Raw genomic sequence first — 26567 nt, 5'->3', positions numbered from 1 at the left:
GTTAAAAATTAAAAACAAATCATACACCATTCACAAATTAGTTTTGGTTATAAATGCATCGTCAATAGTTATAACATTTCCATGTGCTTTATTTACAAGCCATAACCTACAGGTAAACATATTCGTTTTTTATTCTTATCTTTAATGATCCCGAAAATCCACAACAATGAAGGAAACTTTACTCAAAATAAAAAACTATTTCCAATCGGTTCATTTTAAAAAATACGCCAAACGTTTTGGTATTTTTATTTTGGTCCTTATTGGACTGCTTTTATTGGCTTGCGGAGGATTATCGATTTACTTCAATCAAAACAAAACCGAAATTATCGCCAAGATCAATACCAAAATCAACGAAAACATAAACGGAAAGTTTCATATTGGCGATTTTCAGTACAAGTTTTTAACTGGTTTCCCAAATTTCACATTGGCTTTAAAAGATGTCGAACTCAAAGACAACAAATGGAATACACATCATCATACTTTACTGAAAGCACAGGAAATCGAAGCGCGTTTAAATGTTTGGAGTTTATTACAAAAAGAAGTCAACATTCATAAAATTCTGATTAATGACGCCGATATTTATATTTACAAAACCAAAGACGGCTACACAAACTCGGATATTTTTAAACCAAAAAAGAAAAAAACACCCGAAAGCAAATCAAAACCCGAAACTACAATTGACGAAATCGACCTAAGCGATGTTCACGTTATTATAGATAATCAATTGGGAAATAAATTATTTGATTTTGATGTTCACAGTTTAAAATCAAAAGTAGATTACGACGGAGACAACTGGAATACTGATTTGTTTATCGACACCCAAATTAAAAGTCTGGCTTTTAATACCGTTCACGGAAGTTTTGCCAAAGAAAAAGAACTCAAAGGAACGCTATCGGTTACGTACCATGCCGACAAACGAAAAATCGATGTTTCGACCAAAAACCTAAAAATTGGTTCTGATTCTTTTGATATCGCGGCGTATTTCAATATTGGCAAAATCAATTCCCTTTTCGGAATCAATATTAATACGCGTATTTTATGGAGTAACGCTTCTAATTTATTGTCCGGAAATATCAGCTCAAAACTGAATCGGTTTGATTTAAAGAAACCAATCGATGTAAACTGCGATCTAAAAGGCGATTTAAACGTTCATGACGATCCTAAAATTGTGGTTCAGGCCGTAGCCAAAAACAACGAACTTACGATTCCCGACGGGCAAATTGACAAATGTAATTTCAGAGGAATTTTTACCAATAATTTCAAACCAAAAGACGGATTTAATGATCCAAATTCGGCTGTAATTTTAACCCGATTTTCAGGAGAATACGAAAACATTCCGCTTAGCATTCCGCAAGTTGTAATCAGCAATCTCGAAAAACCAATTGCAACCGGAAACGTAAGTTCTGATTTTGATATCGAAAGACTCAACCAGGTAAGCAACGAAAAGTGGATTCATTTTGAAAATGGCCACGCCAAGGCCAATTTGAAATTTCAGTTTGACATTGTCGATTTATACATTACTAAACCAAGATTTATAGGAAATATTGATATTGATGACGCTTCGTTTCATTATATCCCAAAAAATATTCAGGCTGTAAAAACCAATATTCACCTCAATTTTACCGAAAAAGCCTTAATCATCAGACAAATTGCCTACAAACATAAAAAGAACACCATTTTTATAGACGGAAAAATCGATAATTTCCTAAACCTCTATTACGACGCACCCGAAAAAATGGTCGTAAACTGGAATATTTATTGCCCGAATATCGATCTTAAACAATTTATGGGGGTTTTGGCTTCTTCACAAAAAAAGAAAGCTGCTATAAAAAACAATAAAAGAACTACGATTTCCAATCATTTGCGAAACGTAATCGAAAATTGTGTTGTGGTAATCGACATTAAAGCAGATAAAATCAATTATAATAAACTTACCGCAACCAATACCAAAGCAACAATCTCAATGCTGAATTCTAAATTGGTTATAAAAAACGGTTCACTCCAAACTTCTGGCGGAAATATTACTTTTAACAGCGAAGTTTTGCCAAGTGGAAAAAACTACGCTTTTAGCTCAAACGCGCAGGTAAACCGAGTTGATATTGCTAGTTTTTTAAGATCGTTCAACAACTTCGGAATCACTTCTTTTAATCCGAATAACATAAAAGGAAAATTAACCAGCACTGCAAACGTAAGTGGTTTCATAAATAGTCAAGGCGAATTAATTACCAACTCCATGCACGGAAAGCTCGATTTTAAAGTTAATCAAGGTGCATTGCTCAACTTTGAACCTATTGTAAAAGTGGGCAAATTTGCTTTTCCGTTTCGTGATGTCAATAATATTACTTTCAGTGATTTGTCTGGTCATTTAAATATGCGCGGTGAACAAATAGACGTAAATAATTTAACCATAAGTTCCAGCGTTCTAAATATTGATGTTGACGGAATTTACTCTTTTGGCCGAGGAACCAATCTCGCCCTGACAATCCCATTAAGAAATTCTAAAAACGACGCCAAACTAGCCAGCAAAGCCGAACGCGACGCCGTGCGCGAACGTGGTATTGTGCTTCATTTATTGGCCGTTGATGATGAAGGGAAAATGAAAATTAAGTGGGGAAAGAAAGATAAGTAAACAACATTATCACCACAGTATGTCATTCCGAGGAACGAAGGAATCATATTAGACAGTTGACAAAGATTGGCGACTATATTTCTTTATAGTTATATTTGAAGAAGAAAAAACCACACAAATGGCAACTATAAGACTTTGGACAAGAGACGAATTAATTCTTGCTTTTAATTTATATCTGAAAATCACTTTTGGAAAAACACATTCACGTAATCCAAAAATAATTGAATTAGCTAGTCTTATCGATAGAACTCCTTCATCTATAGTAATGAGATTAGGAAATTTTGCCAGCATTGATCCATTTCATATTAATAGAGGTATTAGTGGTTTAAAAAATGGCATGAATCAAGTTCAACCTATTTGGGATGAATTTTTCCATAACCAAGAAGAATTAATATTCTTGAGTGAACAAATTCTCGCTCAAAAACAAAATATTTCAATTGAAGATAAATATGAAGATATTCTTTTTGATGTAAAAAACTTAAAAGGCGAAGATGTTTTTCGGACAGTAAAAACGAGAGTAAATCAATCCGTTTTTCGACAAATGATTTTATCCAATTACAATAATAAATGTGCAATAACAGGCATTGATATTCCAGAACTGTTATTCGCGAGTCATATAATCCCTTGGTCTGCAAATGAAGAGTTTCGTTTAAATCCTGAAAATGGAATTTGTTTTTCTGCACTTTATGACAAAGCATTTGATAAAGGATTAATTGGCATCAATGTAAATCATGAAATAATACTTTCTGATACAATTAAAAAGAAAAAAAATACTGAATTTTATTTAAAATATTTTAATCCTATTGAAAATCAAAAAATCATTACAGCTCAAAAATATTGCCCAAGAAAAGAATTTCTAGAATATCATTTAGATACAATTTTTAATAAAGAAATAGACTTAGAGATAAAGCCCGCATAGATTAGCCTTCCTACGCTTTCAGAACGTTGTGGTTGTTTCCAATAACACTAGCATACTACACGGGCAAAATTTATTACATAATCCTCAATTACTCAACCTCAAAATAAGGATTTAAAATCTCGGCTAGTTCGTTCAACCAAAAATAACCTTGTTCAACTGACTTTGGATCAATTTGCAAGGTTTCGCATTCTCGCATTAGAGACATGGCGAGAAGATAATTTATTCTGCGAATTGTTTTTGCGAAACTTTTAGGATCTGTCGCCTGATTGAAAAATTCGGCTAAACGCATTTCGGTTTCTTTCGAAAGGGTGTTTACACTCATAATCTGAAATTTTAAGGAATATAAACCCGCATGGGTTAGCTGTCCTACGCATTTCAGAGCGTTGCAGTTGTTTTCAATACCGCCAGCGTACCACACGGGCAAGAAGTTTTGTTGTGTTCATAATCTGAAATTTTAGGACTGCAAAGATATTAAAAATCCTAAGAGGATTATCTGAATTTCTTACAATTTACTTTATCTGCTGACACAGAGTTTACAGTGCGTTTTATCTTTCGCAGAAATTAAAATTTAACCCTAAAAATATCATAATGTTTTATTAACTCGCTTGGCTTTTGCTTTTAAAATAGATAGATTTGAGAAACAATCATTAAATACAAACCGTTATGAAAATTCAAATCAACACCGACAAAAACATCGAAGGACACCAAAGATTAGAAAAATATTTCTCCGAAGAATTAGAAAAAGGCTTAGCGCGTTTTGAAGATAAAATCACCCGAATCGAAGTGCATTTTGGAGATGAAAATGGCGAGAAATTCAGCCTGAATGATAAAAAATGTGTTCTTGAAGTCCGCACTGCAAAACTACAGCCAATCACTGTAACAGAACACGCAGAAACTCTTGAAAAAGCTTTTAACGGTGCTTTGAGTAAAATTAAAAAATCTCTTACTACGACTTTCGAGAAATTGAAAGCGCATTAAGTTTCAAAATAGATAAAAAAAAAGACGTTTCAAATGAAACGTCTTTTTTTTTATCTATTTTGAGGTGACAAAGATGCAAAGTGACAAAAGTTCAAAGTTTTTTTTGAGATTGTTTTACTTTGTTACTTTCGTCTTTGTCACTTTGGATCTTTGCACCTCTGCACCTTTGATTTTTTCTGCCTGTATCTCTTCTTTATGATTTCGGTAACGGTGCTCCTACGGCAACATCACATCGATGTCCTGGTTGTCCGTGTGGCGGGTTCATTCCTTCTGCTACCGTTTGACCAGCTTCTGTACTCAATAAAGCCGGAACAGGGTTTGATGCCGGCGGAGGCGAAACAGTAAAATTTTGTGTAGATGTTCCGCTTTGTGCTGTCGACGTTGTGGTAGTTTTAGCAGCCGGAGAATTTAAAGGCGCTCCAACCGGAATATCACATCTATGGCCCGGCTGTCCGTGCGGCGGATTCATTCCTTTTGCTGTTTTTACAGGCGTTGTTGTTGTAGTAACCACATTTTTTTGATTCGGATTTACCTGAACCGTTTGTCCCGTTTGCGCCTGAGTCGCCTGAACCTGCTGTGTTGGTGCCGAATTTAAAGGCGCTCCAACGGCTATATCACAACGGTGTCCCGGTTGTCCGTGAGCCGGATTTAATCCTTTTGTATCACTTAAAACTGTATTTGGATTTGATGGTGAAGCTTGAGTCTGCTGTACTACCGAAGGTGTTTTGGTTGTATCTTTTGCAAGTCCAAGTCTAACCAATTCAGATGTCGAGGTGTTCTCTTGAGGTTCTAATTCTTTCTTGCAGGAAACAAAAAGTAATGATGTTATAGCAAGTGAGCTTATAAAGATTTTTGGATTCATAATTTGGGATATTTTTAAAGCACTCAAATATACTTGTTTTTTAGGATTACGCCATATAAGAAATGTAAGAATAATTTAAGTTTAACTTTGAATATGTTTTTGACTAGTCTGCAAATTGTGGACCACTGATTTTACAGATTAGACGGATAATTAAATAATTTTATCTGCTGTTAACCAGTTTAAATCCGTAAAATCCGTTTGCCATTCTCACATCAGTTTAAAAAATTCTTACCTTTAAACTCAAATAAAATCTCTCATGAAAAAAACACTTTTACTATTATTATTGACGGTTTCTTTTGCAAATGCTCAAACTGACAAAGACAAAATCAATCAAACTCTTGATGCGTGGCACAAAGCGGCAGGTGAGGTAAAATTTGATGCCTATTTTAATGTTTTGGCAGATGATGCAGTTTACATTGGAACTGATGCAACCGAAAACTGGACTAAAAAAGAGTTTGCTGTTTGGGCAAAACCATTTTTTGATAAAGGAACAACCTGGAATTTTAAAGCTTTAGAACGTCACATCTTTTTTGACAAATCAGGAAAACTGGCTTGGTTTGATGAATTATTAGATACACAAATGAAAATCTGCCGCGGTTCTGGTGTTTTGGTAAAAGTGGGGAAAGAATGGAAAATTCAGCACTATGTTTTATCTATGACGATCCCGAATGATGAGGTTGATGCTGTAACCAAAATTAAAGCCCCTATTGAAGACGCTTTGATTGCGAAGCTTCAAAAAAAATAAACATTTTTTGGTTTTATTCTTATAAACATAACTTTTCTAGTACGTTACAAATTCAGATATCAAATAAATTATAATACAATTGACAATATTGGTCGTTTTTTGAGTCCTTAAAATGAAATTCCGTCAAAAAAACGAGTTGTATTTTATAAAATTGACTAAAATAAAAGCCTAGCCACTATTTTTACAGCCCTTAAAATCAAAATATTTAATTTTTTATAACTTTGACCCCAAAAAAAATAGGGTTCATTAAAGTATTTTAAAAATGAAAATAGAAAAACGCTGGATCATTTCCTTTATTATGATAAGTGTCGTTTGCACGATAGGTGCATTTTGGCCAACGGTGACTGAAAATAATTATGTTTTATCTGAATTTGGAACTACAGACCACATTGTACCTGCCGATGTTGCCTGGATGCTTACGTCGAGCTGTCTGGTTTTAATCATGACGCCGGGATTATCTTTCTTTTACGGCGGAATGGTAGGCAGAAAGAATGTTATTTCTACCATGCTTCAAAGTTTTATCTGTCTGGGCGTTGTAACACTTTTATGGGTTGTTGTCGCTTTTAGTCTTGCTTTTGGAGAACCGGTTGGTTTTGGTTCTGGAGATCATTTTTACAGCTTTTTTGGAAATCCTGCTACTTTTGCCTTTATGGATTATGTTGGCGTTCTGCCTCATAAACAATTGGCAAGTACGATTCCGTTTATGCTTTTTGCTTTGTTCCAGATGAAATTTGCCATTATATGTCCGGCAATTATCACGGGTTCGTTTGCAGAACGTGTTCGTTTTATCTCTTATTTAGTTTTCATCAGCTTATTTACTATTTTTATATATGCTCCTTTATGTCACGCCGTTTGGTATCCAACGGGTGTTTTAGGAAGTTATTTTGGCGTAAAAGATTTTGCCGGAGGAACTGTAGTACACATGAGTTCTGGTTTTGCTGCTTTGGCAGGAGTTATTGTTTTAGGTAAAAGAAAAAACAGCCAGCACATTCCAACCAATATTCCGTTTGTATTATTAGGAACAGGAATGTTATGGTTTGGATGGTTTGGTTTCAACGCCGGATCTGCTCTTGCTGCTAACGGAACCGCTGCAATGGCTTTTGCTACTACCACTACTTCATCTGCCGCTGCGATGTTAACCTGGATTTTCTTTGACAGAATGAACGGTAGAAAGGTTTCGGCTCTTGGCGCTTGTATTGGAGCTGTTGTGGGTCTGGTTGCTATTACTCCGGCTGCAGGATTTGTTTCTGTTCCAGAAAGTATGTTCTTCGGATTTGTAACGGCTTTGGTTTCAAACACAGCTGTAAATTGTAAATACTCTAAAAGATTTGATGATACGCTTGATGTTTTTGCGTGTCACGGTGTCGGCGGAATCATGGGAATGATTTTAACAGCGATTTTTGCTCATGGTGAAAATGCAAGTTTACTGCACGGAGGCTGGAACGTTTTTGGTCATCACATGATGGCACTTGTTTTGGTTTCTGTATTTACTTTCTTCGGCGCTTATTTCTTATTTAAAGTAACCAATTTCATTATTCCTTTGAGAGTTTCAGAAGAATCTGAACACATTGGATTGGATTTATCACAGCATGACGAAACCCTTGATCCAAAATTAAAACCAATTACTGAACCGCATTACGGTTAAAAAGAATAGGCCGCAGATTTCACGGATTAAAAAATCCTTGAAATCTGTGAAATCTGCGGTTAAAATTTCATTTTACTCTTAACATACCTTTTTTCTACCAATATTTAGCTCCTAACGGAGCATATCTCGTAGAGATTATATATCGGTAAAATCAATATCATCATCTTGAAGTTGTCTTGTAGGGACTAAACATGATTACTAGTTAAAAAATCTTTTTAATCTGTAAAATCTCTGCGGAAAACATTTTAAAACCTAATTCCGCTATTTTCATTCGTTTATATTCCTTAATTTTGCTCAAAATTTTTATAAAAAGTGGGAAGTAAAAATAAACTTAAAAGATTCAGAGAAAACGAAACATTTCAAAACGTTTTTCAACCAACAAGAGAAGAAGTTGTAGGAGATTTAATGCCTTTGAAGGGAAAATGGAATTCTGATTTCTTTAAAAATGATAATCCTCTGGTTTTAGAATTAGGATGCGGAAAAGGTGAATACTCAGTTGGATTAGCAGAAAAATATCCTAACAAAAATTTTATCGGAATCGACATTAAAGGTGCGCGTTTCTGGCGTGGTGCCAAAACTGCTGTCGAAAACGGTCTTCATAATGTTGCTTTTGTTCGAACTCAAATCGAATTAATTAATCATATTTTTGCCGAAGGTGAAGTAGACGAAATCTGGATTACTTTTCCGGACCCGCAAATTAAATACAAGAGAACAAAACACAGAATGACGAATTCTGAGTTCTTGAAATTGTACAAAAAAATCCTTAAAAAAGACGGTGTCGTAAACTTAAAAACCGACAGCGAATTTATGCATGGCTATACGCTTGGACTTCTTCATGGTGAAGGACACGAAGTTTTATATGCCAATCATAATGTTTACAAAAACGAAGGAAGTCCAGAAGTTGTAACTTCAATCCAGACTTTTTACGAAAAACAATATTTAGAAATTAACAAGGCAATTACGTATATTCGTTTCAAAATTAAAGACTAATTTAATTTTCGAAACATTTCTAACCGCTTAAACAACTGAATGGTATATCTTACTCCATTACTTTCGGGCTTTATTGCTGCTGCAATTGGGATTATTCCGCCAGGTTTAATCAACATGACGGCAGCCAAAATAAACCTGAAAGAAGGAAAAAAGAATGCGTTTTGGTTTGTTATTGGTGCCGTTTTGGTAATATTTTTTCAGGTTTATGTTGCGGTTTTATTTGCAAGAGTAATCGACAACAGACCAGATGTTGTAACCTTATTGCGTGAAGTTGGTTTTGTTATTTTTGCGATCTTAACGATTTACTTTTTGTTTATTGCCAAAGACCCCAAAACCAAGAAAAAATCAAAGATTAAAAAAAGCAGTAAAAAAAGTCGTTTCTTTTTAGGAATGCTGCTTTCTGCATTGAACTTTTTTCCCATTCCGTATTATGTTGTTGTGAGTGTAACTTTGGCCTCATACCATCTTTTTGTATTTGAAAATATAATTATTTTCACCTTTGTTTTAGGGTCTATTCTGGGTTCTTTCGCCGTTTTATACAGTTATATCGCTTTCTTTGGAAAAATTGAAAAGAAAACCGATTATTTAATGCGGAACATGAACACAATTATAGGAAGCATTACAGGCCTTGTTGCGATTGCAACACTTTTTAATATTTTGAATTATTATTTCGGATAAAAATAGGGCCGCAGATTACACGGATTAAATTGATTATTTTACTTTGTGGTAAATATTTTTTCCCACAGATTTTGCAATCTAAAGGGATGTTTTTTTTTAATATTAATCTGTGACGAAAAAACTAATTTATGGCTGAGGAAAATTTTTTCGAAAGAGTTTATGCAGTTGCCAGACAAATTCCGTACGGAAAGGTAACTTCTTATGGTGCAATTGCAAAAGCATTAGGAACAGCACGTTCGGCACGAATGGTGGGCTGGGCAATGAACGCATGTCATAACATGGACGATGTTCCGGCACACAGAGTAGTAAACCAAAAAGGACTTTTGACAGGAAAACATCATTTTGAAGGAACGAATTTAATGCAGCAGCTTTTAGAAAGTGAAGGCATTAAAGTGGTAAACAATCAAATTGTAGATTTTGAAAAGCACTTTTGGAAACCGGAAATTCAGGGTTAGACTTATATCACTTATATGGTTCAAAAAACTAGATCAAACAGATCACAAAACTCGTTTTATCTTCATCGGTTTGGTAGCTTAAATAACCGCCGTGCGCTTCGATGATGTTTTTAGAAAGCGTTAAACCAATTCCCGCACCGTCTTTTCTGGTGGTGAAAAAAGGCAGAAATACTTTGTCCTGAATTTCTGGATCGATTCCTTTTCCGTTATCAGAAATCGTGATAAAAAAACGATTGTTCTCGGTATAACTCGACACATACATTTTCTTTTCATTCTTTTCTTTTAAAGCATAAATGCTGTTGGTAATCAAATTAATAATTACTTGTTCCATCTGGTTTTTATCTATTAAAATCGAACGCGAACTATGAATATCACTTATTAATTCAATGTTTTCTGCTTTCAAAATAGGACTCATGATTCTAAGACAGTCATCAAATAAAGTATTAATTGGCGTCATTTGTTTTGATGGAGTTGGCAGCATGGCCAGTTTTCGGTAATTTTCAACAAAAACCTGCAAATGATCGCTTCGGTTTATAATCGTGGAAATACTGCTTTTAATGTCATCAAAATCATCTTCTTCTAAATTTTCCTGATCGACAATATGAAGCAGATTCTGCGAAAGCGCTCGAATTGGCGTTAAGGAATTCATTAATTCATGCGAAATAATCTTCATTAAATTAATCCAGGCTTCTTTCTCTTTTTTCTCAATAACACGCTGAATGCTGTCTAATAAAATAATATAATATTCTTTGTTATAGGTTTGTGTTCTGGAAGTCTGGAGCATAAAAGTCTGCAGATCCTGATCTTCAATTTTAATCGAAATTGCCGATTTTAATTCGCCGAACTCCGTTTTTTCAATTTCATTGCAAAGCGAAGGCAGGTAGTTTTTAAGATATTTCCAATGGCTTACTTTTGGCACTTTAAATAAGTCCGAAAAGCAGTCATTCATCAGGAAAACATTCCAGTCATCATTTTCTTTTTCCAGAATTAAAGCTGCAGAATCAATATTGTTTAAAAGGGAACGATAAATTAGTTCCTTCGATTTTTGTTCTTGCTGCTGTACTTTGAGCGTTTCATATAAAAGATATAAACTTTTAAAATTATCTCTTTTATTCTCCTCAGGAAAGTTGGTTGAAAAATCATTCTGTAAAATCGAAAACAAAGTTCTGTCGTAAAACTGCAATTGGTTTTTTACAAAAAAATACATTTCGGCGAGCATTAAAAATGCAAAAAAACCAACCAAAAGTGCATTGAAATAAAACATTTTATAGATAAGGAAAAAGCAGATAAAGAAGAGTATCATAACGAACAGAACTCTCACAAAAAATGCATTATAAAATTTCCAGTTTTTCATTCCTTTATTTTTTAGCCACAGATTAAAATGATTTTAGCTCTTGTCTTTATTTTTTTGTTTCACACAGATTTTGCAGATTTAAGTCGATAAAAAAACCTTGATTCTTGCCTCTTGCTTTTTCTTTTTAATTCTTCAAATCGTACTTCTCAATTCTTCTATACAACGCAGCTCTTGACAATCCTAGTTCTTCGGCGGTTTTAGAGATATTTCCGTGATGTTTAAAAAGTGCTTTTTCGATTGCTGTTTTCTCCATTTCAGATAACGGATTATCGTCATTTTCCTGAATTTCCTCAAAATCAAGAATATCTAAATCGGTTACAGAAATTGTATTGTTTTCAGCTAAAATAAGAGCGCGTTCGATTTTGTTTTCCATTTCACGAACATTTCCTTTCCACGGATATCTTTCCAGATATGGCGATACGTTTTCATCAAAACGCCAATTTTCCTGATTGTACTTTTCGGCAATATTTTCTAATATAAAATTTGCCATCGGAACTATGTCGTCTTTTCGTTCACGCAGGGGCGGAAGATTTATTTCCATCGTATTAATTCGGTAAAGCAAATCTTCTCGGAAAGTTTTGTTTTTTACTTCAGATTTAATGTCACTGTTTGTAGCTGCAATAACACGAACATTTAACAGACGTGGTTTACTTTCTCCTAATCTGGTCAATGTTTTGGTTTGTAAAATATGAAGCAGTTTCGCCTGAAGATGAAGCGGAATATTTCCTATTTCATCAAGAAAAATAGTGCCGTTCTGCGCTGTTTCAAATCTTCCCGGCGTATCAGTTTTAGCATCTGTAAAAGCTCCTTTTGCATACCCAAACAATTCGCTTTCGAATAAATTATCGCTCAACGATCCTAAATCGACATGTACAAAAGGCTGATTTTTTCTTTCAGAATTTTGATGGATAAATTCGGCAAAAACATATTTCCCGGTTCCATTTTCTCCCAATATCAAAACATTAGCATCTGTTCTGGCTACTTTTTCGGCTACAGAATAGGCTTGTTTTATTTTTTGGGAAGTTCCTGTAAAATATCGTTTTTCTGTTTTTTCTGCAATTACCTTTTTAGTGTTTTTTCTGCTTTCGGCGACAGCCTTATCAATAATTTCAAGCAATTTTTCGTTATGCCATGGTTTTAAAACATAATCAAAAGCGCCAATTTTAATGCCTTCAACAGCAGTTTCTATTTTCCCAAAAGCAGTCATTAAAATTACAATTGTATTAGGCGAAAGCGTTTTTATTTCTTTGAGCCAATGAATTCCTTCGCGCCCGTCTTCAAAACCAATTCGGTAATTCATGTCCAGCAAAACCACATTTATTTCATTTTCATTCAAAATTGAAATGATTTTTTTGGGGCTGTTAGTCGTAAAAATGGTTTCAAAATGTTTTTTGAGAATCATTTTTGCCGAAAAAAGAATTTCTTCCTGGTCGTCAACAACTAATATTTGGGCTTGCTTTTTTCTCATGCTGTGTTTTTTTGTCCGCTTTTGAACGGTCAACTGTTCATTATCGAACACTTGTTTTTTGAATGGTTTTTAGAGCTTCTTTAAAATCAGTACTTTACAAAAAATAAATTTTATGGCACAGTATTTACCTATTGATTATCAGTAAATTATTTAAAAAATGGACAAGGTAATTCCTCGTAAAAATAGAAAATTTAGATATCTCACAATAGCAATTGGAGTTTTTTTAGCTTTGGCTGTAATCGTGTTTTTTTCTTTTAATTCAAAAAGAAGTTTAAATGTTAAAGCCGATGAACTTTCGGTTCAAAAAGTCGAAAAAGCTTTCTTTGAAGATTTTGTTGTTTTTCAGGCAAAAGTTGAACCTCTTAACGTTATGCTTGTAAACGTTACAGAAGGAGGATCTGTAAAAGAGATTTTTGTAGAAAATGGTGCAACGGTTACAAAAGGCCAATCGCTGGCTCGTTTGTATAACCCAAATACAGAACTGAATTACTTAACTCAGGAAACGGCTATTATTGAGCAAATCAATAATTTGAATACGGGAAAGTTAAACATTAGAAATCAGGAATTGAATTTGACTAAGGATTTAGTTTTAATCGAACATGATTATAATGATGCCAAAAGATTATACGATGTAAATGCAAAATTGTTTGCCAAAGATGTGATTTCTAAAAACGACTGGAATACTTTTAAAGAAAGTTTACGTTTTCAGGAAGAACGTCGTAAAACGATTCAGCAGAGCATTCAAAAGGAAAAACAATCGAATCAATTGCAGATTTCGCAAATTAACCGTTCGATTCAAACCATGGAAAAAAGTTTGGATATTTTAAGAAACAACAAAAAGAACTTTTTGATTACTGCTCCAGAATCCGGCCGATTAACTTCGTTTGAACCTGTGCTGGGGAAAACATTTCAGGCTGGAGAAAGTATTGGTAGAATCGATTCAAAACAAGGTTATAAATTATCTGCCAATGTTGACGAGTTTTATCTGGAAAAAATACGTGAAGGTTTAAAAGGTCAGGTAGAATTTAAAGGCAAAACGCTTGAAGTTGTGGTTACTAAAGTGATTCCTGAAGTAAAAAACGGTCATTTTATTGTAGAACTGGCTTTTACATCAAAAGAAAATATTGCTCTGCAAGACGGTTTAAGTTTTGGAGTTAAGCTGATTTTATCTGAGAAAAATAAAATTCTGGTTGTTCAAAAAGGAAGTTTTAATCAGGAAACAGCAGGAAAATGGATTTTTGTAGTAAAAGGAAATAAAGCTGAAAAAAGAAATATAAAATTAGGACGCGAAAATCCTTCTTATTATGAAGTTCTGGACGGATTAAAAGAAGGCGAATCTGTAGTGATTTCCTCTTATTCAGATTACAAGGATATTGAGGAGCTTTCGATACAGTAATTAGTTTTCAGTCGCAGTCTCAGTTTACAATTCATCATTTACAATTCACAATTATAAAAAGGTTTCAATCATCAATCAAAAAACATAATCAATAACTAATCTTTAAAAAAATATGATAACGATACAAAATTTAACCAAAGTATTTAGAACCGAAGAAGTTGAAACTGCTGCGCTAAGCGGAATTAACTTAGAGATTAAAAAAGGGGATTTCCTAACTATTATGGGACCTTCTGGATGCGGTAAATCGACTTTATTGAATATTATCGGTCTTTTGGACGGTGCAGACGGCGGAAGTTACAAATTGCTGGATCAGGAAATGATTGGTTTAAAGGAAAAAGGAAGGGCTCAGGTTCGCAAGGAAAATATCGGATTCATTTTTCAGAATTTTAATCTAATCGATGAGCTTTCTGTTTACGACAATATCGAACTGCCTTTGCTTTATAACAACGTAAAAGCTTCTGAAAGAAAACAAAAAATTGAAGCTATCGCAGAAAAACTAAATATATCACACCGATTAAAACATTTTCCGCAGCAGCTTTCAGGAGGTCAGCAGCAAAGAGTTGCTGTTGCCAGAGCTTTGGTTAATGATCCAAAAATTATTCTTGCCGATGAGCCAACAGGAAACCTGGACAGTAAAAATGGTAATGAAGTAATGGAACTTCTAACAGATCTGCACGCAAAAGGTGCTACAATTTTGATGGTTACCCACTCTGATTATGATGCTTCTTTTTCACAAAAAACAATTCATATGAAAGACGGTGTTATTTTTTCTGAAAAGCTAAATCAGCGAAATGTTGATGTTTTTATGGACGCTAAATAATTCGAAAATGATAAAATTTGTTATTACTGCAATATAGTCCTGGTGGGATTTGTGTGCAAAATTTTTACTCTTCTTTAAAAAGGCAGAACCAGCCTTTAGATCAAAAAAATAACTAACATAATTATAAAATACCATGATTTTTAACTGGTTTAAAATATTTATTTATCATTTAAAGCAAAGCAAATTGTTTTCGTTTTTAAATGTTTTAGGATTGAGTATCGGGATTTCGGGTGTGATTTTCGCTATTTTGTACTGGAATAATGAGCATGCATACGATCAATGGAATTCTGAAAAAGAGAATGTATATCAAGTGCTGAACGGAATGGGAAAAACGGGCGATATATGGACTACCAGCACAATTCCGTTTGGTATGGCTTGTAAAGCAACTATTCCCGAAATAGATCAAATTTGTTTTCTTAATGATTGGTACAGTCAGGGGGTAATAAAATATCAGAACAAAAAAGTAATCGATAAAAAGATAACTGTTTCTGATAATAACTTTTTTGATTTTTATCCATTTCCAATCTTAAAAGGTGCCAAAAAAGACATCTTGAAAGAAGAAAACAGTGTCGCAATTTCTGAAGATCAGGAAAAACTGCTTTTTAAGAATAATGAAGATCCAATAGGAAAATCCATTACTTATGACAATAAGCCATACACCGTAAAAGCGGTTTACAGAATTATGCGTCCTTCTTCTGTTGAGCCAAATTATGTTTTTGGCGGCATTGTTCGTGAGCATGATCTTACTCAATGGGGAAATTTCAGCTACGGGTTAATGATTAAGACCAAAAAAGGTGCTGATCTTGCAACGGTTTCAAAGAAAATGCATCATGTAAATTATGTAAACAGAACTTTAAAGGATGCTAAAGAAAGCGGACAGCCTATCGAACAATACATTAAAGAAAACGGAGAAATTAAAATTTATCTTGATAAGTTAGAAACGCTGCATCTTCATGGTACAAAATCTTCTGGATCAGCCACTCCTGAAGGAAAAGGAAATTTACAGCTTCTTTATATTATGGCCGGTTTATCTCTTTTAATTTTAGTTTTATCATTAGTAAACTATATTAATCTGGCTACGGCTTCTGCTATAAAACGTGCTAAAGAAGTAGGCGTACGCAAAATTGTGGGAGCTTCAAAAAAGCAGATTATTGCGCAGTTTATATTTGAAACGGCAATAATAGTAACCATTGCGATTTTGTTTGCTTTGGCCATTGTAGAACTTTCATTACCCTATTACAATACCTTTTTAAGAAAAACTTTGACTATGAATGGCAGTGAATTTTATCTGCAGCTCATTTTGATTTTTGGATTAGTAATCATTCTTGCGGGTATATTCCCTGCCATTTATATCTCAAATTTTGAGACGTTAAAAGTTTTAAAAGGTAATTTTTCGAGAAGTAAAAGCGGTATCTGGATTCGAAATTCGATGCTTATTTTTCAATTCGGAATTGCAGCATTTTTTATCATTGGTGCTTTAATTGTAAATTCTCAAGTAGATTTTATGATGAATAAAGACCTTGGTTTTAGCGGCGATCAGGTAATACGAATTCCTTTTAACTATCAGGATTACGATAAAAAAGGAGAAAAATATCAAACTACAAAACAAGAAATTCTTAAAATGCCCGGAGTACAGCAGGTTTCTACTTTTGCAGGTACTTTTGGAAACAGTACAAATTCGAGCTCAGGTTTTACGCATAACGGGGTTTCTGTTCAACCTAGAAATGTTGAAATGGATTTTGATTTTCTGGAAATGATGAATATTAAAATTGTCCAAGGCCGTGATTTATCTCCAAAATTTGCCTCGGATACAATTGACAACTGGCTTATAAACGAAACTTTAGCTAAAACTTTGGGCCTTAAAAACCCTATAAATACTGTTATTTCTTCTGGCTGGGGAAATGAAAAAGGAAATTTAAAATTTAAAGTAGTAGGTGTTGTTAAAGATTTTCATATTACCGGACTGCAGAATAAAGTTCCGCCAATGGTTTTTATAAACTTAAAAACTTTAAAATGGAATAATTTTCAAAATGTATATTTAAAAGTTTCTCCAAATAATTTATCAGAAACTCTGGCAAAATTAAAAACTTATTGGGAGAAAAACATAAATCCTGATTATCCTTTTGATTATGAATTTGTTAATAAAGGATTTGCTAAAACTTATGAAGAACAGGTCAAACAAAAAAATCTGTTTTTTATCTTAAATTTAGTCGTAATTATAATTGCTATCTTCGGATTGTTTGCTTTGGCATCATTTTCGATGGAGAGAAGACTGAAAGAAATTGCGATTAGAAAAACCTTAGGAGCAGAAACGGATATTTTATTGAAAGAATTATCCAGACAATATATAGTTTTCTGCGGAATGGGATTTTTAATTGGAATTGTTCCAGCATATATTTTATTGCAAAAATGGCTGGAGGATTTTGCTTTTAGAGTCAATATTTCAATCGTTCCGTTTAGTATTGCATTGGTTTCACTTTTAGTCCTTACATTATTAATTGTAATAACTAAAGCCTATCAGGTTACTAAAATCGATATTTTGAAATATTTAAAATATGAATAACTTGTAGACCATTTTTTTAAAAAACCCTCGCCGGAAATTAATTCTAACGAGGGTTTCTTTTTTATTTTAAGGCAACAGAATCGCCATACAAAAGTTTATCTAATTGCTTATCACGATCATAAACATCAGGATAAAAACCAATTTCACCATCATCTGTAACCCAGGCTGTAAAATAACCTATATAAATTGGAATTTTATTTTTGAGCATGCAGGTAGTTTCTTTTTCACCGCTCATAGCATCATTTATTTTATCAACCGGCCAGTCTGGATTGTCTTTTAGTATTTCTAATGCTAATTTTTTAGCATCTCTTACATTAATACAGCCGTGGCTGAAAGTTCTTTTTTCAAAATCAAATAAACTTTTTGCCGGTGTGTCATGCAGATAAATATCGTTTGGATTAGGAAACATAAATTTTACTAACCCTAAAGAGTTATTAGGACCTGGCTTTTGTCGTACACTTCCGCCATTCCACTCCATATTATGATCGGCAAGGTAATTTTTATCTTCGGCCATTTTAAGTTTCAGCTCATTTTTAATGATACTTGCCGGAACATACCAATAAGGGCTGAAAACGATTCGGTCAATATTGCCGCTAAAAATTACGGTTTCTGTCATTCGGGTTCCCACAAAAACATCTGAAACTAAATCATATTTTCCATCCTTAACATAAATCAGCCTGAACGAAGGAATATTAACCATTACATATTCGTCTGCTTTAGCTAGTTTAGTCGGAATCCATCTGCATCGTTCCATATTCAGCATAATAGTTCTAATTCTGTTGCTGATTGGTTCGTTCATTTGATCTATCTGCTCTTTCGTAAAAGTATAATTCAATTTTAGTCCATATCGTTTTTTATACTTTAAAACAGCATCCATCATTTCCTGATCATAATACTGGCTTTTTGAATCTTCTTTTAAATCGCCGACTACAAATAAGCGTTCTCTAATTTGCTGAACAACTTTACCGCTGTCTAAAGGTTTTAATTCTTTGTAATTTGCTTCGTCGATTTCAATTTTTTTCCAAAGTCCGTTTTTTTCAATGTTTCGGTATCTCTGCAATACATTTTGAAGTTTATAATATTGACTGAAAAGAAGATTTTCATCTTTATTTAATCGGTTTGGATCGCCCATTAATGAATCTAAAATTCTATCATAAGAAATAGTTTTAGTTGGCAGAAACCAGCCAATTGATTTTAAAGTCTGCGGATCGACACCAGAATAAACGTTACTGGCATAAAAAACATACATATTAGACAATAACAACTCTGTATCTGCTTTAGGAAGTTTGTTTGTAACGTTTTCATTAAAAACATCATCAACCAAGTCCATATAGGGCATTTCGGCATTTATTCCCTGATCTTCTAAAAGGCTGACTTTGTGATACAAAAGTGCTCCAAATTCGCTGACACTTTTATCGTCGTACCAAATGGTATTATAGTCTTTCTTTTTATAAAGATCTTCAACATCTTTTTGATATTTTTTTAGTTTGGGATATTTTTTATAAAAAGAATTAATAGAAGCAGCATCGATTGTTCCAAAAACAATAGTTGTCTTGACATTTAAAATGTTATCAAATTCGTTGATCTCGTTTTTAAATTTAAGAGTATTGCTCGCCGGGGTAAAAGAAAACATTAAAAAACTACAAGCAGCAATTACAGATAAAAAAGTAAAATTTCGCATATTTTTAAGTTTTAAATTTTTTGAACAAAAATTATTTTAAAAAATACCGAAAACTCATAATGAAGCTCCAAAATAAGTTTTCATATACTTTTTTGTTTTATTTGGAAATCTTCGATTTAGGGTACTCAAATTTAACTAAGATAATTGACATTATTGCATTTATTGACGTAAATTTCATACGAATTTTAAAAAATGAAAAGCGTTAAAAATTGAGGTTTTAAAATAACATGCATCATTTTGACTAATCTCAATATCAATAAATACAATTTAAAAGCGTTTGAATCCGAACTTAATCTGTTATCTTTGCAGTCTGAAATCAGTTTAAATTAACATAGGAATTTTAAATTGATTTCTTTCCATACATAATAGCACAATAAAATGAAATTAGATAGAAAAGAAATTCTTAAAGCTTTAGAAACAATTACTATAGCCGGGGAAGGAAAAAATATGGTTGAAAGCGGTGCGGTTGCTAACGTACTTACTTTTGGCGACGAAGTTGTTGTCGATTTAGTATTGCACACGCCGGCTATGCATATCAAAAAAAGAGCAGAAGACGATATTAAAAAAACGATTCACGAATTAATATCTGCCGATGCAAAAATTAAAGTTAACATTAAAGTAGAAACTCCGGAAAAAGCAGAAATTAAAGGTCGTGCTATTCCTGGAATTAAAAATATCATTGCTGTTGCTTCTGGAAAAGGAGGAGTTGGAAAATCTACCGTAACTGCAAATCTTGCTGTTACGCTTGCTAAAATGGGCTTTAAAGTTGGTGTTTTAGATGCCGATGTTTACGGACCATCTATGCCGATTATGTTTGATGTTGAGAATGAAAAACCGGTATCGATTACGGTTGACGGAAAATCAAAAATGAAACCAATTGAAAGTTATGAAATTAAAATGCTTTCTATCGGTTTCTTTACATCGCCAAGCCAGGCTGTAATCTGGAGAGGTCCAATGGCTGCAAAAGCTTTAAATCAAATGATTTTTGATGCTGACTGGGGAGAATTAGATTTCATGTTACTAGACTTACCTCCGGGAACAGGAGATATTCACCTTTCTATCATGCAGTCGCTTCCAATTACAGGCGCTGTTGTAGTAAGTACACCGCAGGCTGTGGCTCTTGCCGATGCTAAAAAAGGAGTTTCGATGTTTATGCAGGATAACATTAATGTTCCTGTTTTGGGAATTATCGAAAACATGGCTTACTTTACACCTGAAGAATTACCAAATAACAAATATTATATTTTTGGTCAGGAGGGAGCAAAAAATCTTGCAGCAGACTTAGATGTTCCATTTTTAGGAGAAGTTCCTATTGTACAGTCTATTCGTGAAGCAGGAGATTACGGACGTCCGGCAGCATTGCAGACGGCTTCTCCAATCGAAGCTGTTTTTGAAGAAATTACAAGAAATGTAGTTCAGGAAACAGTAAACAGAAACGAAAGTCTTCCGGCTACTGAGGCAATCAAAATTACAACAATGGCAGGTTGTTCTGCAGTAAAGAAAAATTAATTAGATAATGAGATAATCTGCCAATTAGATACTATTTTCTAATTGGCACATTTCACAATTGACACATTATAATTATGACAACAGAAGAATTAACAAATAATGTTTTATTGGCTTTAGATGAAATCAGGCCATTCTTAAAATCCGACGGCGGAGACATTACGCTAATCTCTATCGACGATGATAAGCATGTAAAAGTTCGTCTTGAAGGCGCATGCATAAGCTGCAGCGTTAACCAGATGACACTTAAAGCTGGGGTAGAAACAACTATAAAAAAGTATGCACCGCAAATTGAAACTGTGGTAAATATTATGTAACAAAAGTGATATTTAGGCCGTTAATTTGATTCTGCTGAATTAACAAGAATAATAGGCCTTTATACAATAACTTTTGTAAAAATTCAATAAAAAGCTTAATAATCATAGTTTTTTGAGGATTTAGCAAAAAACAATATGAAGATTTAAGAGTTTTAGTTAACTATTTGTTACATTTTTAACTTAAATTTGTGACATAACCTAAATCTTAAATCTATGAAAAAGTTTTACGCTCTATTTTTATTATTGTTTTTTGCAGCTGTGAATTATGCTCAGAACAAAACAGTTATTGTTGACAAAGCTTGGGTAAGCGAATCTGAAGAATGGTCAGATTTTACATATTCAGGAAAAATTGTATTTTCAATTAATCCTAATGATACTCCAGGAACCTTAAGTATTGGAAATTATGATTTCTTATATGACTTTGTTGACGGAAAGGGTAAATTTTCAAACAAGGCAACTTATAGTGCTGCCCAGTTTTCAAATCCAAGGAAAATTTCTGTAACTACAGACAAACAGGGAGTTTTAAACTCTACTTATGAAGGTACATTGATTTTTCAATCAGATAGAGATTATTATTCGGTTATTGCAGTTATTACAATCCTTGAAAAAAGCGACAGTGTTTTAGGAGTAAAAATGCGCCTTAAAGAAGGTAACAGAAAGGAATACGCATTTAGCACTAAACCTGCTAGTTAGTATAAATACAGGATTTTTTCACGTTATAGAATCCTACCAATAAAATCCCATAATAAATGGATGTATTAATTAAGATTAAAGATCGAGAAGGAGTTATACACGAATTACAAGCTCCAACTGATATGGCAATGAACATAATGGAGTTATGCAAAGCATACGAACTTCCTGTTGAAGGAACTTGCGGAGGAATGGCAATGTGTGCCTCCTGCCAATGTTATGTTCTAAATGATGTTGCATTACCAGAAATGGGAGATGAAGAAGAAGCCATGCTGTCGGAAGCATTTTACGTTAAATCTAACAGCCGTTTAGGTTGTCAGATACCAATTACTGAAGAATTAGAAGGTTTAGAACTGGAGCTTGCTCCAGAATATTAATAAAAAAAGCGGGAATCAATTGCTTCCCGCTTTTTTTATGCTGTTCTATTTTTACAATTTATTAATTAGCTCTTCCGGATCAAAAGGTTCAAATTCTCTTTCTGAAAATGCTTCTGTTAAAATACCAGATGAACACAGCCAGGTAATTGTTTCTTCGAGTGTATTTCCAGCTTTGTAAATCATTTCGCTGTATCGCGGCAGTATGTAATATTGATTGTTTAGAAAAATGATTTCATCTCCATCAAAAGTATCACCAATTCTAATCGATTTCAATACTTCATCTTTTGTCAGCACTTCTTTTCCTTCATCCCAAAACCAATATTCAGTAATGCGTTTTCTCCATTCATCAAGTGTAAGCATTATGGTTTCCGGAAGAAACATCCTTACATAAGTTCCGCCCATAATACCGCTTCCATATTGCAAAACATACTCTTTATAATCTTCATCAAAAGTTACATTTAGTATTTTTTCGCACGCCAGAATATCTTCTTCATCGGCTGTAAATAGATCTGTTTTATTGGTTTGATAATTTGGAATTACCTTGTAGTTATCGAAATTCATTTGTTTTGTATTTTATAATAATTAAACCGATATCTAGTTAAAATCAAATTTCATATTCAATTTCACCAATATACAATAAATTGAAATTTGAATTATTTATCGAAACAGGGTTTTTAATCTGATCTTTTGAGATAAATACAACCGTATTAATTTCTTCTGTATTTTGATTTAGCTGAATTAACTTTTCTTTTGCCGTCAATATCCATTCTGAAGCATAAGAATATTTCTCAAATTTATCTTCGAACAATATATTTTCATCTTCAAAACCGCTTTCCATAAAGTCATGATCTAAATGATTTCTATCTTGTGATTTTGCAAACTCAGAAAGATATTTTCCCTCTATGTCATCTTCACTATAATAACTTTCATCTTCACCAATGAAATCAAAATATTCATCTTCTGATTTAAATTTTCCAAACCAAAAATGGCTGATTTCTGTTCGCATTAAAAAATTGATTTATAATTAAAACAAAAGTATTATTTCAAAAGTACAATCACCAAAATATTTCTCACAAAAAAACCGTAGTTACATTATACTCAAAAGTCTTCTATATTAAGAGGCTTATTTGATACGATTATTATTCTCATCAATTTTAAAATTTTTTCTTCTGTATTGATTTCTTTCTTCTTCATTTAACCAAATGATATTTTTTGGTCTTTCAATTTCTGGCAGTAAATAACTATCAAAATAATTCTCCAAGTACATAACATTCCACGGTGCTAGTCCAAAATAAACATTTCCAAGAGCTTTAAGGCTAATACCACCAGATGAATTCTTATTTTTTACCCTATCAGGACTTACAAGTATTTCATAATTATATAAAATTTTAAAAGTATAATTAGCTATTTCATCTTGATTAGAATTATATACTGCAAGCGGAAATACGTTTCTTAATTCATCTTGACTAATAAGCTCAATTTCTTTCTTTAAATTAAATAATGCTAAAATTGGACATCTTTTTGTTAGATGAGTTCCTACTATTTGACCAAATGCAAATGTGTTATCCAATAAAGGAATTGATAATATGTCTCCTACTCTCCATTTTTGGCTTTGGGGTCTTTTCCAGTTTTTAAGTATATTATAAATACTTTCAAGTTCTATTTCTGAAGGCATTTTACACTTTTCGCGAAAAGTTAAATTACAAATTACTTTTGCTACTTCAAAAATTGTATCAGCACTTCGACTGTCAATATGTGTATAGTCACTCTCATAATCAATATTTGGTTTTGGCTTTAAAGAAATATCATTTAATTCTTTTTTTAAAATAGAAACAGCCTCAGATTGAAATTCCGTTTGAAAAAAATCTGCCAGATCTTCAAATATTGTAAAAACGGCAGATATTTCATTAGGTAATGAGATTGAGAAGCATCCAAACTCTATATTGTCTTTATTCTTTTTCATTTAAATGAATTTAATTCTACAAAAGCTAAAATTACAAAAGAATAAAAGTTGGAACTATACAGTACAAGTCATAAAACTATCAAAATAAGCTATTTATAAAACACAAAAAAACCGTAATTACATTACTGCAATTACGGTTTTCTCTTTATAACAATTTTATTTAATCTCTCAATTATACCAAACCAGCCTGAATTAAATATTCAGCGATTTGAATCGTGTTTGTTGCAGCGCCTTTTCTTAAGTTATCAGCAACGATCCACATGTTTAATGTGTTTGGCTGGCTTTCATCACGACGGATTCTTCCAACAAAAACATCATTTTTACCTTCTGCATATAATGGCATTGGGTATGTAAAGGTATCTAAATTATCCTGTACTACTACTCCATCCGTATTGTGTAAAATTTCACGAACTTCACTTACATCAAAATCATTTGTAAACTCAACGTTTACAGCTTCGCTGTGTCCGCCTACAACTGGTACACGAACTGCAGTAGCAGTAACTCTAATGGTATTGTCACCAAGAATTTTTTGAGTTTCGCGAACTAATTTCATTTCTTCTTTAGTGTATCCGTTATCCTCAAAACTATCGCAGTGTGGAATTGCATTTCTGTGAATTGGATATTTGTAAGCCATATCACCCTGAATTCCTGCATATTCGTTTTCTAATTGTTTAACTGCTTTTACACCAGTTCCAGTGATAGATTGGTAAGTAGAAACAATGATTCTTTTAATGTTGTATTTTCTATGCAAAGGAGCCAAAGCCAATACCATTTGAATAGTAGAACAGTTTGGGTTTGCAATAATTTTATCTTCTTTTGTTAATACAGAGGCATTAATTTCTGGAACCACTAATTTTTTAGTCGGATCCATTCTCCATGCAGATGAGTTGTCGATAACAGTTGTTCCGGCAGCAGCAAATTTTGGAGCCCATTCTAAAGATGTATCTCCTCCTGCAGAAAAAACAGCGATATCAGCTTGCATATCAACAGCTGTTTGTAATCCTACTACTTTATATTTGGTTCCTTTGTATTCGATTTCTTTTCCAACTGATCTTTCTGATGCAACAGGAATTAATTCCGTAACAGGAAAATTTCTTTCTGCTAAAACTTTAAGCATTACTTCGCCAACCATTCCGGTAGCACCTACAACTGCAATTCTCATTTTTATATTTTTAAATAATCAATTAATCTAATTTATAACGCAAAAATAAGTATAATAAAAGTCTTGGCAAGGTGATTCACAAAAAATAACAAAATGTTATATTTTAAACAAAAATTGAAAATTATCAGGTTGGTAATACGTAAGTTCATTATTAGCTTTCTCCCCAGATCAATATTTTGTCAATATTTGTAATGTTAATTTTTTCCGTTTGATTAATTAATTTAAGCCTATTGGCAAAAACCTCAAGTACTTTATTTGTTTCTTTAATTGCAAATTCTAATTCTGACTTTTTCAATTCTAAGATATTATATAAAAAGGGCGGCGCAAATTTTTCTCTAACTTCAATATCAATAAAATCAAAATGAATTTTATTGTCCCTTTCTGTTACTCTGGGAAAAGGGTGTCCAGGATAAAAAAATTTTGTTTTGCCAATTATCAATCCTTCCCACATTTTTATATCAGCTAAACAGCAGCAACATTGAGGAAAATATACTGATTCATCATTTAATTTTAAAATATAACCTCCGCTAAACGAACAAGTTAAATCTTCAATTCCCTTGTTTTCTTCCGTTTGCTGTATTTTTATTTCTCTTTGAATAGCATTTAATAAATCTTCATCTGATATTTCATCTATTCGATAAAATGAAGAACCTTTTGAATAAGGTTTTAATGTATCTGAAAATCCAGCAGCAATACTAGTTAAACGAAAATATTCAGCCCACTCATCCTGATACTCCCAAGAAGGACTAACATCTGGCCATTCAATATTCTGATCAGTATTAAAAATCTCAATAACAGGCACTAATTCCACTTTCATAATGATTTATATAAATCTAATTTTCGTAAATATATTTATTTTTCTTACAAAAAAAAACAATCAAACATAAAAAAACCGCTCTCAATTAGAAAGCGGTTAAGTTAGACTTAGTGCAGCGGTATATTTTTATTTATTTTTTAATAAATCTCTAATTTGTGTAAGCAATTCTTCCTGAGTTGGTCCGGCTGGAGGCGGTGGCGGCGCAACATCTTTCTTTTTAGCATGGTTCATTGCTTTAATGATCAAAAATAAAACAAATGCAACAATTATAAAGTTTATTACAGCCGATAAAAACAGTCCGTATTTTACTCCTCCAAAAGCAGTTAACTGCTCAATAGTTGATAAATTAGCAGCATCTAAAGCCGGTTTCAATAACAGCGGCGTAATTACATCTTCTATAAATGAGCTCACGATTTTACCAAAAGCAGCTCCAATGATTACACCGACAGCAAGATCAACCACGTTGCCTTTCATTGCAAATTCCTTAAATTCTGAAAAAAATCCCATATCTGATCTGTTTTTGTTTATAATAATTGAATATCGAAAATACGC

The 26567-nt window shown here is 33.0% G+C and carries 26 protein-coding genes; 15 read left to right on the top strand and 11 right to left on the bottom strand.

Annotation, left to right across the window (positions count from 1 at the left end):
• The first annotated feature begins 166 nt into the window (after positions 1 to 166).
• Positions 167 to 2629, top strand: a complete 2463-nt coding sequence (locus ACTJIW_RS04735) for an AsmA family protein (RefSeq protein ID WP_440714635.1) — start codon at positions 167 to 169, stop codon at positions 2627 to 2629.
• 118 nt (positions 2630 to 2747) lie between these two features.
• Positions 2748 to 3548, top strand: a complete 801-nt coding sequence (locus tag ACTJIW_RS04730; protein ID WP_440714636.1) for an HNH endonuclease — start codon at positions 2748 to 2750, stop codon at positions 3546 to 3548.
• 88 nt (positions 3549 to 3636) lie between these two features.
• Here the strand turns inward: ACTJIW_RS04730 and ACTJIW_RS04725 are convergent, their stop codons facing one another.
• Positions 3637 to 3870 carry a hypothetical protein gene (locus ACTJIW_RS04725; RefSeq protein WP_440714637.1) on the bottom strand — a complete coding sequence of 78 codons (234 nt, stop codon included), beginning with the start codon at positions 3868 to 3870 and terminating at the stop codon, positions 3637 to 3639.
• A gap of 341 nt (positions 3871 to 4211) precedes the next feature.
• On the opposite strand from ACTJIW_RS04725, the gene ACTJIW_RS04720 reads away from it, so the two are divergent.
• Positions 4212 to 4526 (top strand): HPF/RaiA family ribosome-associated protein, encoded by a 315-nt coding sequence (locus ACTJIW_RS04720; RefSeq protein ID WP_012023420.1) that lies wholly within the window; start codon positions 4212 to 4214, stop codon positions 4524 to 4526.
• A gap of 193 nt (positions 4527 to 4719) precedes the next feature.
• Here ACTJIW_RS04720 and ACTJIW_RS04715 read toward each other — a convergent pair whose 3' ends face one another.
• Entirely contained in the window at positions 4720 to 5388 is a 669-nt protein-coding gene (locus ACTJIW_RS04715; protein ID WP_440714638.1) for a hypothetical protein, read from the bottom strand.
• Positions 5389 to 5644: 256 nt separating this feature from the next.
• Here ACTJIW_RS04715 and ACTJIW_RS04710 point away from each other — a divergent pair, with 256 nt between their 5' ends.
• The 5 genes from ACTJIW_RS04710 to ACTJIW_RS04690 all read left to right on the top strand — a co-directional run bounded on the left by ACTJIW_RS04710 (position 5645) and on the right by ACTJIW_RS04690 (position 9901).
• A complete protein-coding gene (locus ACTJIW_RS04710; protein WP_012023418.1) occupies positions 5645 to 6133 on the top strand; it encodes a nuclear transport factor 2 family protein in 489 nt (162 codons plus the stop codon).
• A gap of 262 nt (positions 6134 to 6395) precedes the next feature.
• Positions 6396 to 7778, top strand: coding sequence for an ammonium transporter (locus ACTJIW_RS04705; protein WP_012023417.1), 1383 nt, complete (start codon positions 6396 to 6398; stop codon positions 7776 to 7778).
• 312 nt (positions 7779 to 8090) lie between these two features.
• Positions 8091 to 8768 carry a tRNA (guanosine(46)-N7)-methyltransferase TrmB gene (gene trmB / locus ACTJIW_RS04700; RefSeq protein WP_073408106.1) on the top strand — a complete coding sequence of 226 codons (678 nt, stop codon included), beginning with the start codon at positions 8091 to 8093 and terminating at the stop codon, positions 8766 to 8768.
• A 39-nt stretch (positions 8769 to 8807) separates the two neighbouring features.
• Positions 8808 to 9446: a LysE family transporter gene (locus ACTJIW_RS04695; RefSeq protein ID WP_440714639.1), complete on the top strand. Its 639-nt coding sequence runs from the start codon at positions 8808 to 8810 to the stop codon at positions 9444 to 9446.
• A 128-nt stretch (positions 9447 to 9574) separates the two neighbouring features.
• The gene (locus ACTJIW_RS04690) at positions 9575 to 9901 is read left to right on the top strand and encodes an MGMT family protein (protein WP_149205683.1); all 327 of its coding nucleotides are present in this window, start codon (positions 9575 to 9577) and stop codon (positions 9899 to 9901) included.
• A gap of 28 nt (positions 9902 to 9929) precedes the next feature.
• Here the strand turns inward: ACTJIW_RS04690 and ACTJIW_RS04685 are convergent, their stop codons facing one another.
• Both ACTJIW_RS04685 and ACTJIW_RS04680 read right to left on the bottom strand, forming a co-directional pair.
• A complete protein-coding gene (locus ACTJIW_RS04685; protein WP_440714640.1) occupies positions 9930 to 11255 on the bottom strand; it encodes a sensor histidine kinase in 1326 nt (441 codons plus the stop codon).
• A gap of 124 nt (positions 11256 to 11379) precedes the next feature.
• The gene (locus ACTJIW_RS04680) at positions 11380 to 12723 is read right to left on the bottom strand and encodes a sigma-54-dependent transcriptional regulator (protein WP_440714641.1); all 1344 of its coding nucleotides are present in this window, start codon (positions 12721 to 12723) and stop codon (positions 11380 to 11382) included.
• A gap of 157 nt (positions 12724 to 12880) precedes the next feature.
• On the opposite strand from ACTJIW_RS04680, the gene ACTJIW_RS04675 reads away from it, so the two are divergent.
• The 3 genes from ACTJIW_RS04675 to ACTJIW_RS04665 all read left to right on the top strand — a co-directional run bounded on the left by ACTJIW_RS04675 (position 12881) and on the right by ACTJIW_RS04665 (position 17502).
• Complete coding sequence (locus ACTJIW_RS04675; protein ID WP_073408110.1) at positions 12881 to 14119, top strand: efflux RND transporter periplasmic adaptor subunit; 1239 nt, start codon at positions 12881 to 12883, stop codon at positions 14117 to 14119.
• Positions 14120 to 14231: 112 nt separating this feature from the next.
• Entirely contained in the window at positions 14232 to 14939 is a 708-nt protein-coding gene (locus ACTJIW_RS04670; protein ID WP_012023410.1) for an ABC transporter ATP-binding protein, read from the top strand.
• A gap of 133 nt (positions 14940 to 15072) precedes the next feature.
• A complete protein-coding gene (locus ACTJIW_RS04665; protein ID WP_440714642.1) occupies positions 15073 to 17502 on the top strand; it encodes an ABC transporter permease in 2430 nt (809 codons plus the stop codon).
• A gap of 61 nt (positions 17503 to 17563) precedes the next feature.
• On the opposite strand, the gene ACTJIW_RS04660 is transcribed toward ACTJIW_RS04665, so the two are convergent.
• On the bottom strand, positions 17564 to 19183 hold the full coding sequence (locus ACTJIW_RS04660) for a L,D-transpeptidase family protein (protein WP_012023408.1): 1620 nt from the start codon (positions 19181 to 19183) through the stop codon (positions 17564 to 17566).
• Between the two features lie 378 nt (positions 19184 to 19561).
• On the opposite strand from ACTJIW_RS04660, the gene ACTJIW_RS04655 reads away from it, so the two are divergent.
• The 4 genes from ACTJIW_RS04655 (at position 19562) to ACTJIW_RS04640 (ending at position 22073) form a co-directional block, all read left to right on the top strand.
• The gene (locus ACTJIW_RS04655; protein ID WP_012023407.1) at positions 19562 to 20692 is read left to right on the top strand and encodes an Mrp/NBP35 family ATP-binding protein; all 1131 of its coding nucleotides are present in this window, start codon (positions 19562 to 19564) and stop codon (positions 20690 to 20692) included.
• Between the two features lie 74 nt (positions 20693 to 20766).
• The gene (locus ACTJIW_RS04650) at positions 20767 to 21006 is read left to right on the top strand and encodes a NifU family protein (RefSeq protein WP_012023406.1); all 240 of its coding nucleotides are present in this window, start codon (positions 20767 to 20769) and stop codon (positions 21004 to 21006) included.
• A 213-nt stretch (positions 21007 to 21219) separates the two neighbouring features.
• Positions 21220 to 21699, top strand: coding sequence for a hypothetical protein (locus ACTJIW_RS04645; RefSeq protein WP_012023405.1), 480 nt, complete (start codon positions 21220 to 21222; stop codon positions 21697 to 21699).
• 56 nt (positions 21700 to 21755) lie between these two features.
• Positions 21756 to 22073 (top strand): 2Fe-2S iron-sulfur cluster-binding protein, encoded by a 318-nt coding sequence (locus tag ACTJIW_RS04640; RefSeq protein WP_012023404.1) that lies wholly within the window; start codon positions 21756 to 21758, stop codon positions 22071 to 22073.
• A 51-nt stretch (positions 22074 to 22124) separates the two neighbouring features.
• Here ACTJIW_RS04640 and ACTJIW_RS04635 read toward each other — a convergent pair whose 3' ends face one another.
• The 6 genes from ACTJIW_RS04635 to mscL form a co-directional block, all read right to left on the bottom strand.
• Positions 22125 to 22634 carry an SMI1/KNR4 family protein gene (locus tag ACTJIW_RS04635; protein ID WP_440714643.1) on the bottom strand — a complete coding sequence of 170 codons (510 nt, stop codon included), beginning with the start codon at positions 22632 to 22634 and terminating at the stop codon, positions 22125 to 22127.
• A gap of 43 nt (positions 22635 to 22677) precedes the next feature.
• Entirely contained in the window at positions 22678 to 23079 is a 402-nt protein-coding gene (locus ACTJIW_RS04630; protein ID WP_440714644.1) for an immunity 22 family protein, read from the bottom strand.
• A gap of 117 nt (positions 23080 to 23196) precedes the next feature.
• Positions 23197 to 24036 carry a hypothetical protein gene (locus ACTJIW_RS04625; RefSeq protein WP_440714645.1) on the bottom strand — a complete coding sequence of 280 codons (840 nt, stop codon included), beginning with the start codon at positions 24034 to 24036 and terminating at the stop codon, positions 23197 to 23199.
• 172 nt (positions 24037 to 24208) lie between these two features.
• Positions 24209 to 25198, bottom strand: coding sequence for an aspartate-semialdehyde dehydrogenase (locus ACTJIW_RS04620; RefSeq protein ID WP_440714646.1), 990 nt, complete (start codon positions 25196 to 25198; stop codon positions 24209 to 24211).
• Positions 25199 to 25349: 151 nt separating this feature from the next.
• Positions 25350 to 26015, bottom strand: coding sequence for a hypothetical protein (locus tag ACTJIW_RS04615; RefSeq protein ID WP_440714647.1), 666 nt, complete (start codon positions 26013 to 26015; stop codon positions 25350 to 25352).
• 126 nt (positions 26016 to 26141) lie between these two features.
• Positions 26142 to 26522: a large conductance mechanosensitive channel protein MscL gene (gene mscL, locus ACTJIW_RS04610; RefSeq protein WP_012023399.1), complete on the bottom strand. Its 381-nt coding sequence runs from the start codon at positions 26520 to 26522 to the stop codon at positions 26142 to 26144.
• Between the last annotated feature and the right edge of the window lie 45 nt (positions 26523 to 26567).

Origin of the sequence: Flavobacterium sp. 22659 (assembly GCF_052044235.1) — a bacterium.
GTDB lineage: Bacteria > Bacteroidota > Bacteroidia > Flavobacteriales > Flavobacteriaceae > Flavobacterium > Flavobacterium johnsoniae.
The sequence above is the reverse complement of the archived record's forward strand: the minus strand, read 5'-3'. Positions and strand labels throughout refer to the sequence as shown.

Bases quoted from the DNA above. Each gene is read 5' to 3' on its own strand.
- ACTJIW_RS04615 (WP_440714647.1), bottom strand. From the start codon at position 26,015: ATGAAAGTGGAATTAGTGCCTGTTATTGAGATTTTTAATACTGATCAG.
- ACTJIW_RS04725 (WP_440714637.1), bottom strand. From the start codon at position 3,870: ATGAGTGTAAACACCCTTTCGAAAGAAACCGAAATGCGTTTAGCCGAA.
- ACTJIW_RS04620 (WP_440714646.1), bottom strand. From the start codon at position 25,198: ATGAGAATTGCAGTTGTAGGTGCTACCGGAATGGTTGGCGAAGTAATG.
- ACTJIW_RS04730 (WP_440714636.1), top strand. From the start codon at position 2,748: ATGGCAACTATAAGACTTTGGACAAGAGACGAATTAATTCTTGCTTTT.
- ACTJIW_RS04625 (WP_440714645.1), bottom strand. From the start codon at position 24,036: ATGAAAAAGAATAAAGACAATATAGAGTTTGGATGCTTCTCAATCTCA.
- ACTJIW_RS04660 (WP_012023408.1), bottom strand. From the start codon at position 19,183: ATGCGAAATTTTACTTTTTTATCTGTAATTGCTGCTTGTAGTTTTTTA.
- ACTJIW_RS04675 (WP_073408110.1), top strand. From the start codon at position 12,881: ATGGACAAGGTAATTCCTCGTAAAAATAGAAAATTTAGATATCTCACA.
- ACTJIW_RS04655 (WP_012023407.1), top strand. From the start codon at position 19,562: ATGAAATTAGATAGAAAAGAAATTCTTAAAGCTTTAGAAACAATTACT.
- ACTJIW_RS04630 (WP_440714644.1), bottom strand. From the start codon at position 23,079: ATGCGAACAGAAATCAGCCATTTTTGGTTTGGAAAATTTAAATCAGAA.
- ACTJIW_RS04685 (WP_440714640.1), bottom strand. From the start codon at position 11,255: ATGAAAAACTGGAAATTTTATAATGCATTTTTTGTGAGAGTTCTGTTC.
- ACTJIW_RS04670 (WP_012023410.1), top strand. From the start codon at position 14,232: ATGATAACGATACAAAATTTAACCAAAGTATTTAGAACCGAAGAAGTT.
- ACTJIW_RS04710 (WP_012023418.1), top strand. From the start codon at position 5,645: ATGAAAAAAACACTTTTACTATTATTATTGACGGTTTCTTTTGCAAAT.
- mscL (WP_012023399.1), bottom strand. From the start codon at position 26,522: ATGGGATTTTTTTCAGAATTTAAGGAATTTGCAATGAAAGGCAACGTG.
- ACTJIW_RS04665 (WP_440714642.1), top strand. From the start codon at position 15,073: ATGATTTTTAACTGGTTTAAAATATTTATTTATCATTTAAAGCAAAGC.
- ACTJIW_RS04650 (WP_012023406.1), top strand. From the start codon at position 20,767: ATGACAACAGAAGAATTAACAAATAATGTTTTATTGGCTTTAGATGAA.
- ACTJIW_RS04695 (WP_440714639.1), top strand. From the start codon at position 8,808: ATGGTATATCTTACTCCATTACTTTCGGGCTTTATTGCTGCTGCAATT.
- ACTJIW_RS04720 (WP_012023420.1), top strand. From the start codon at position 4,212: ATGAAAATTCAAATCAACACCGACAAAAACATCGAAGGACACCAAAGA.
- ACTJIW_RS04640 (WP_012023404.1), top strand. From the start codon at position 21,756: ATGGATGTATTAATTAAGATTAAAGATCGAGAAGGAGTTATACACGAA.
- ACTJIW_RS04680 (WP_440714641.1), bottom strand. From the start codon at position 12,723: ATGAGAAAAAAGCAAGCCCAAATATTAGTTGTTGACGACCAGGAAGAA.
- ACTJIW_RS04635 (WP_440714643.1), bottom strand. From the start codon at position 22,634: ATGAATTTCGATAACTACAAGGTAATTCCAAATTATCAAACCAATAAA.
- ACTJIW_RS04705 (WP_012023417.1), top strand. From the start codon at position 6,396: ATGAAAATAGAAAAACGCTGGATCATTTCCTTTATTATGATAAGTGTC.
- ACTJIW_RS04690 (WP_149205683.1), top strand. From the start codon at position 9,575: ATGGCTGAGGAAAATTTTTTCGAAAGAGTTTATGCAGTTGCCAGACAA.
- ACTJIW_RS04645 (WP_012023405.1), top strand. From the start codon at position 21,220: ATGAAAAAGTTTTACGCTCTATTTTTATTATTGTTTTTTGCAGCTGTG.
- ACTJIW_RS04715 (WP_440714638.1), bottom strand. From the start codon at position 5,388: ATGAATCCAAAAATCTTTATAAGCTCACTTGCTATAACATCATTACTT.
- ACTJIW_RS04735 (WP_440714635.1), top strand. From the start codon at position 167: ATGAAGGAAACTTTACTCAAAATAAAAAACTATTTCCAATCGGTTCAT.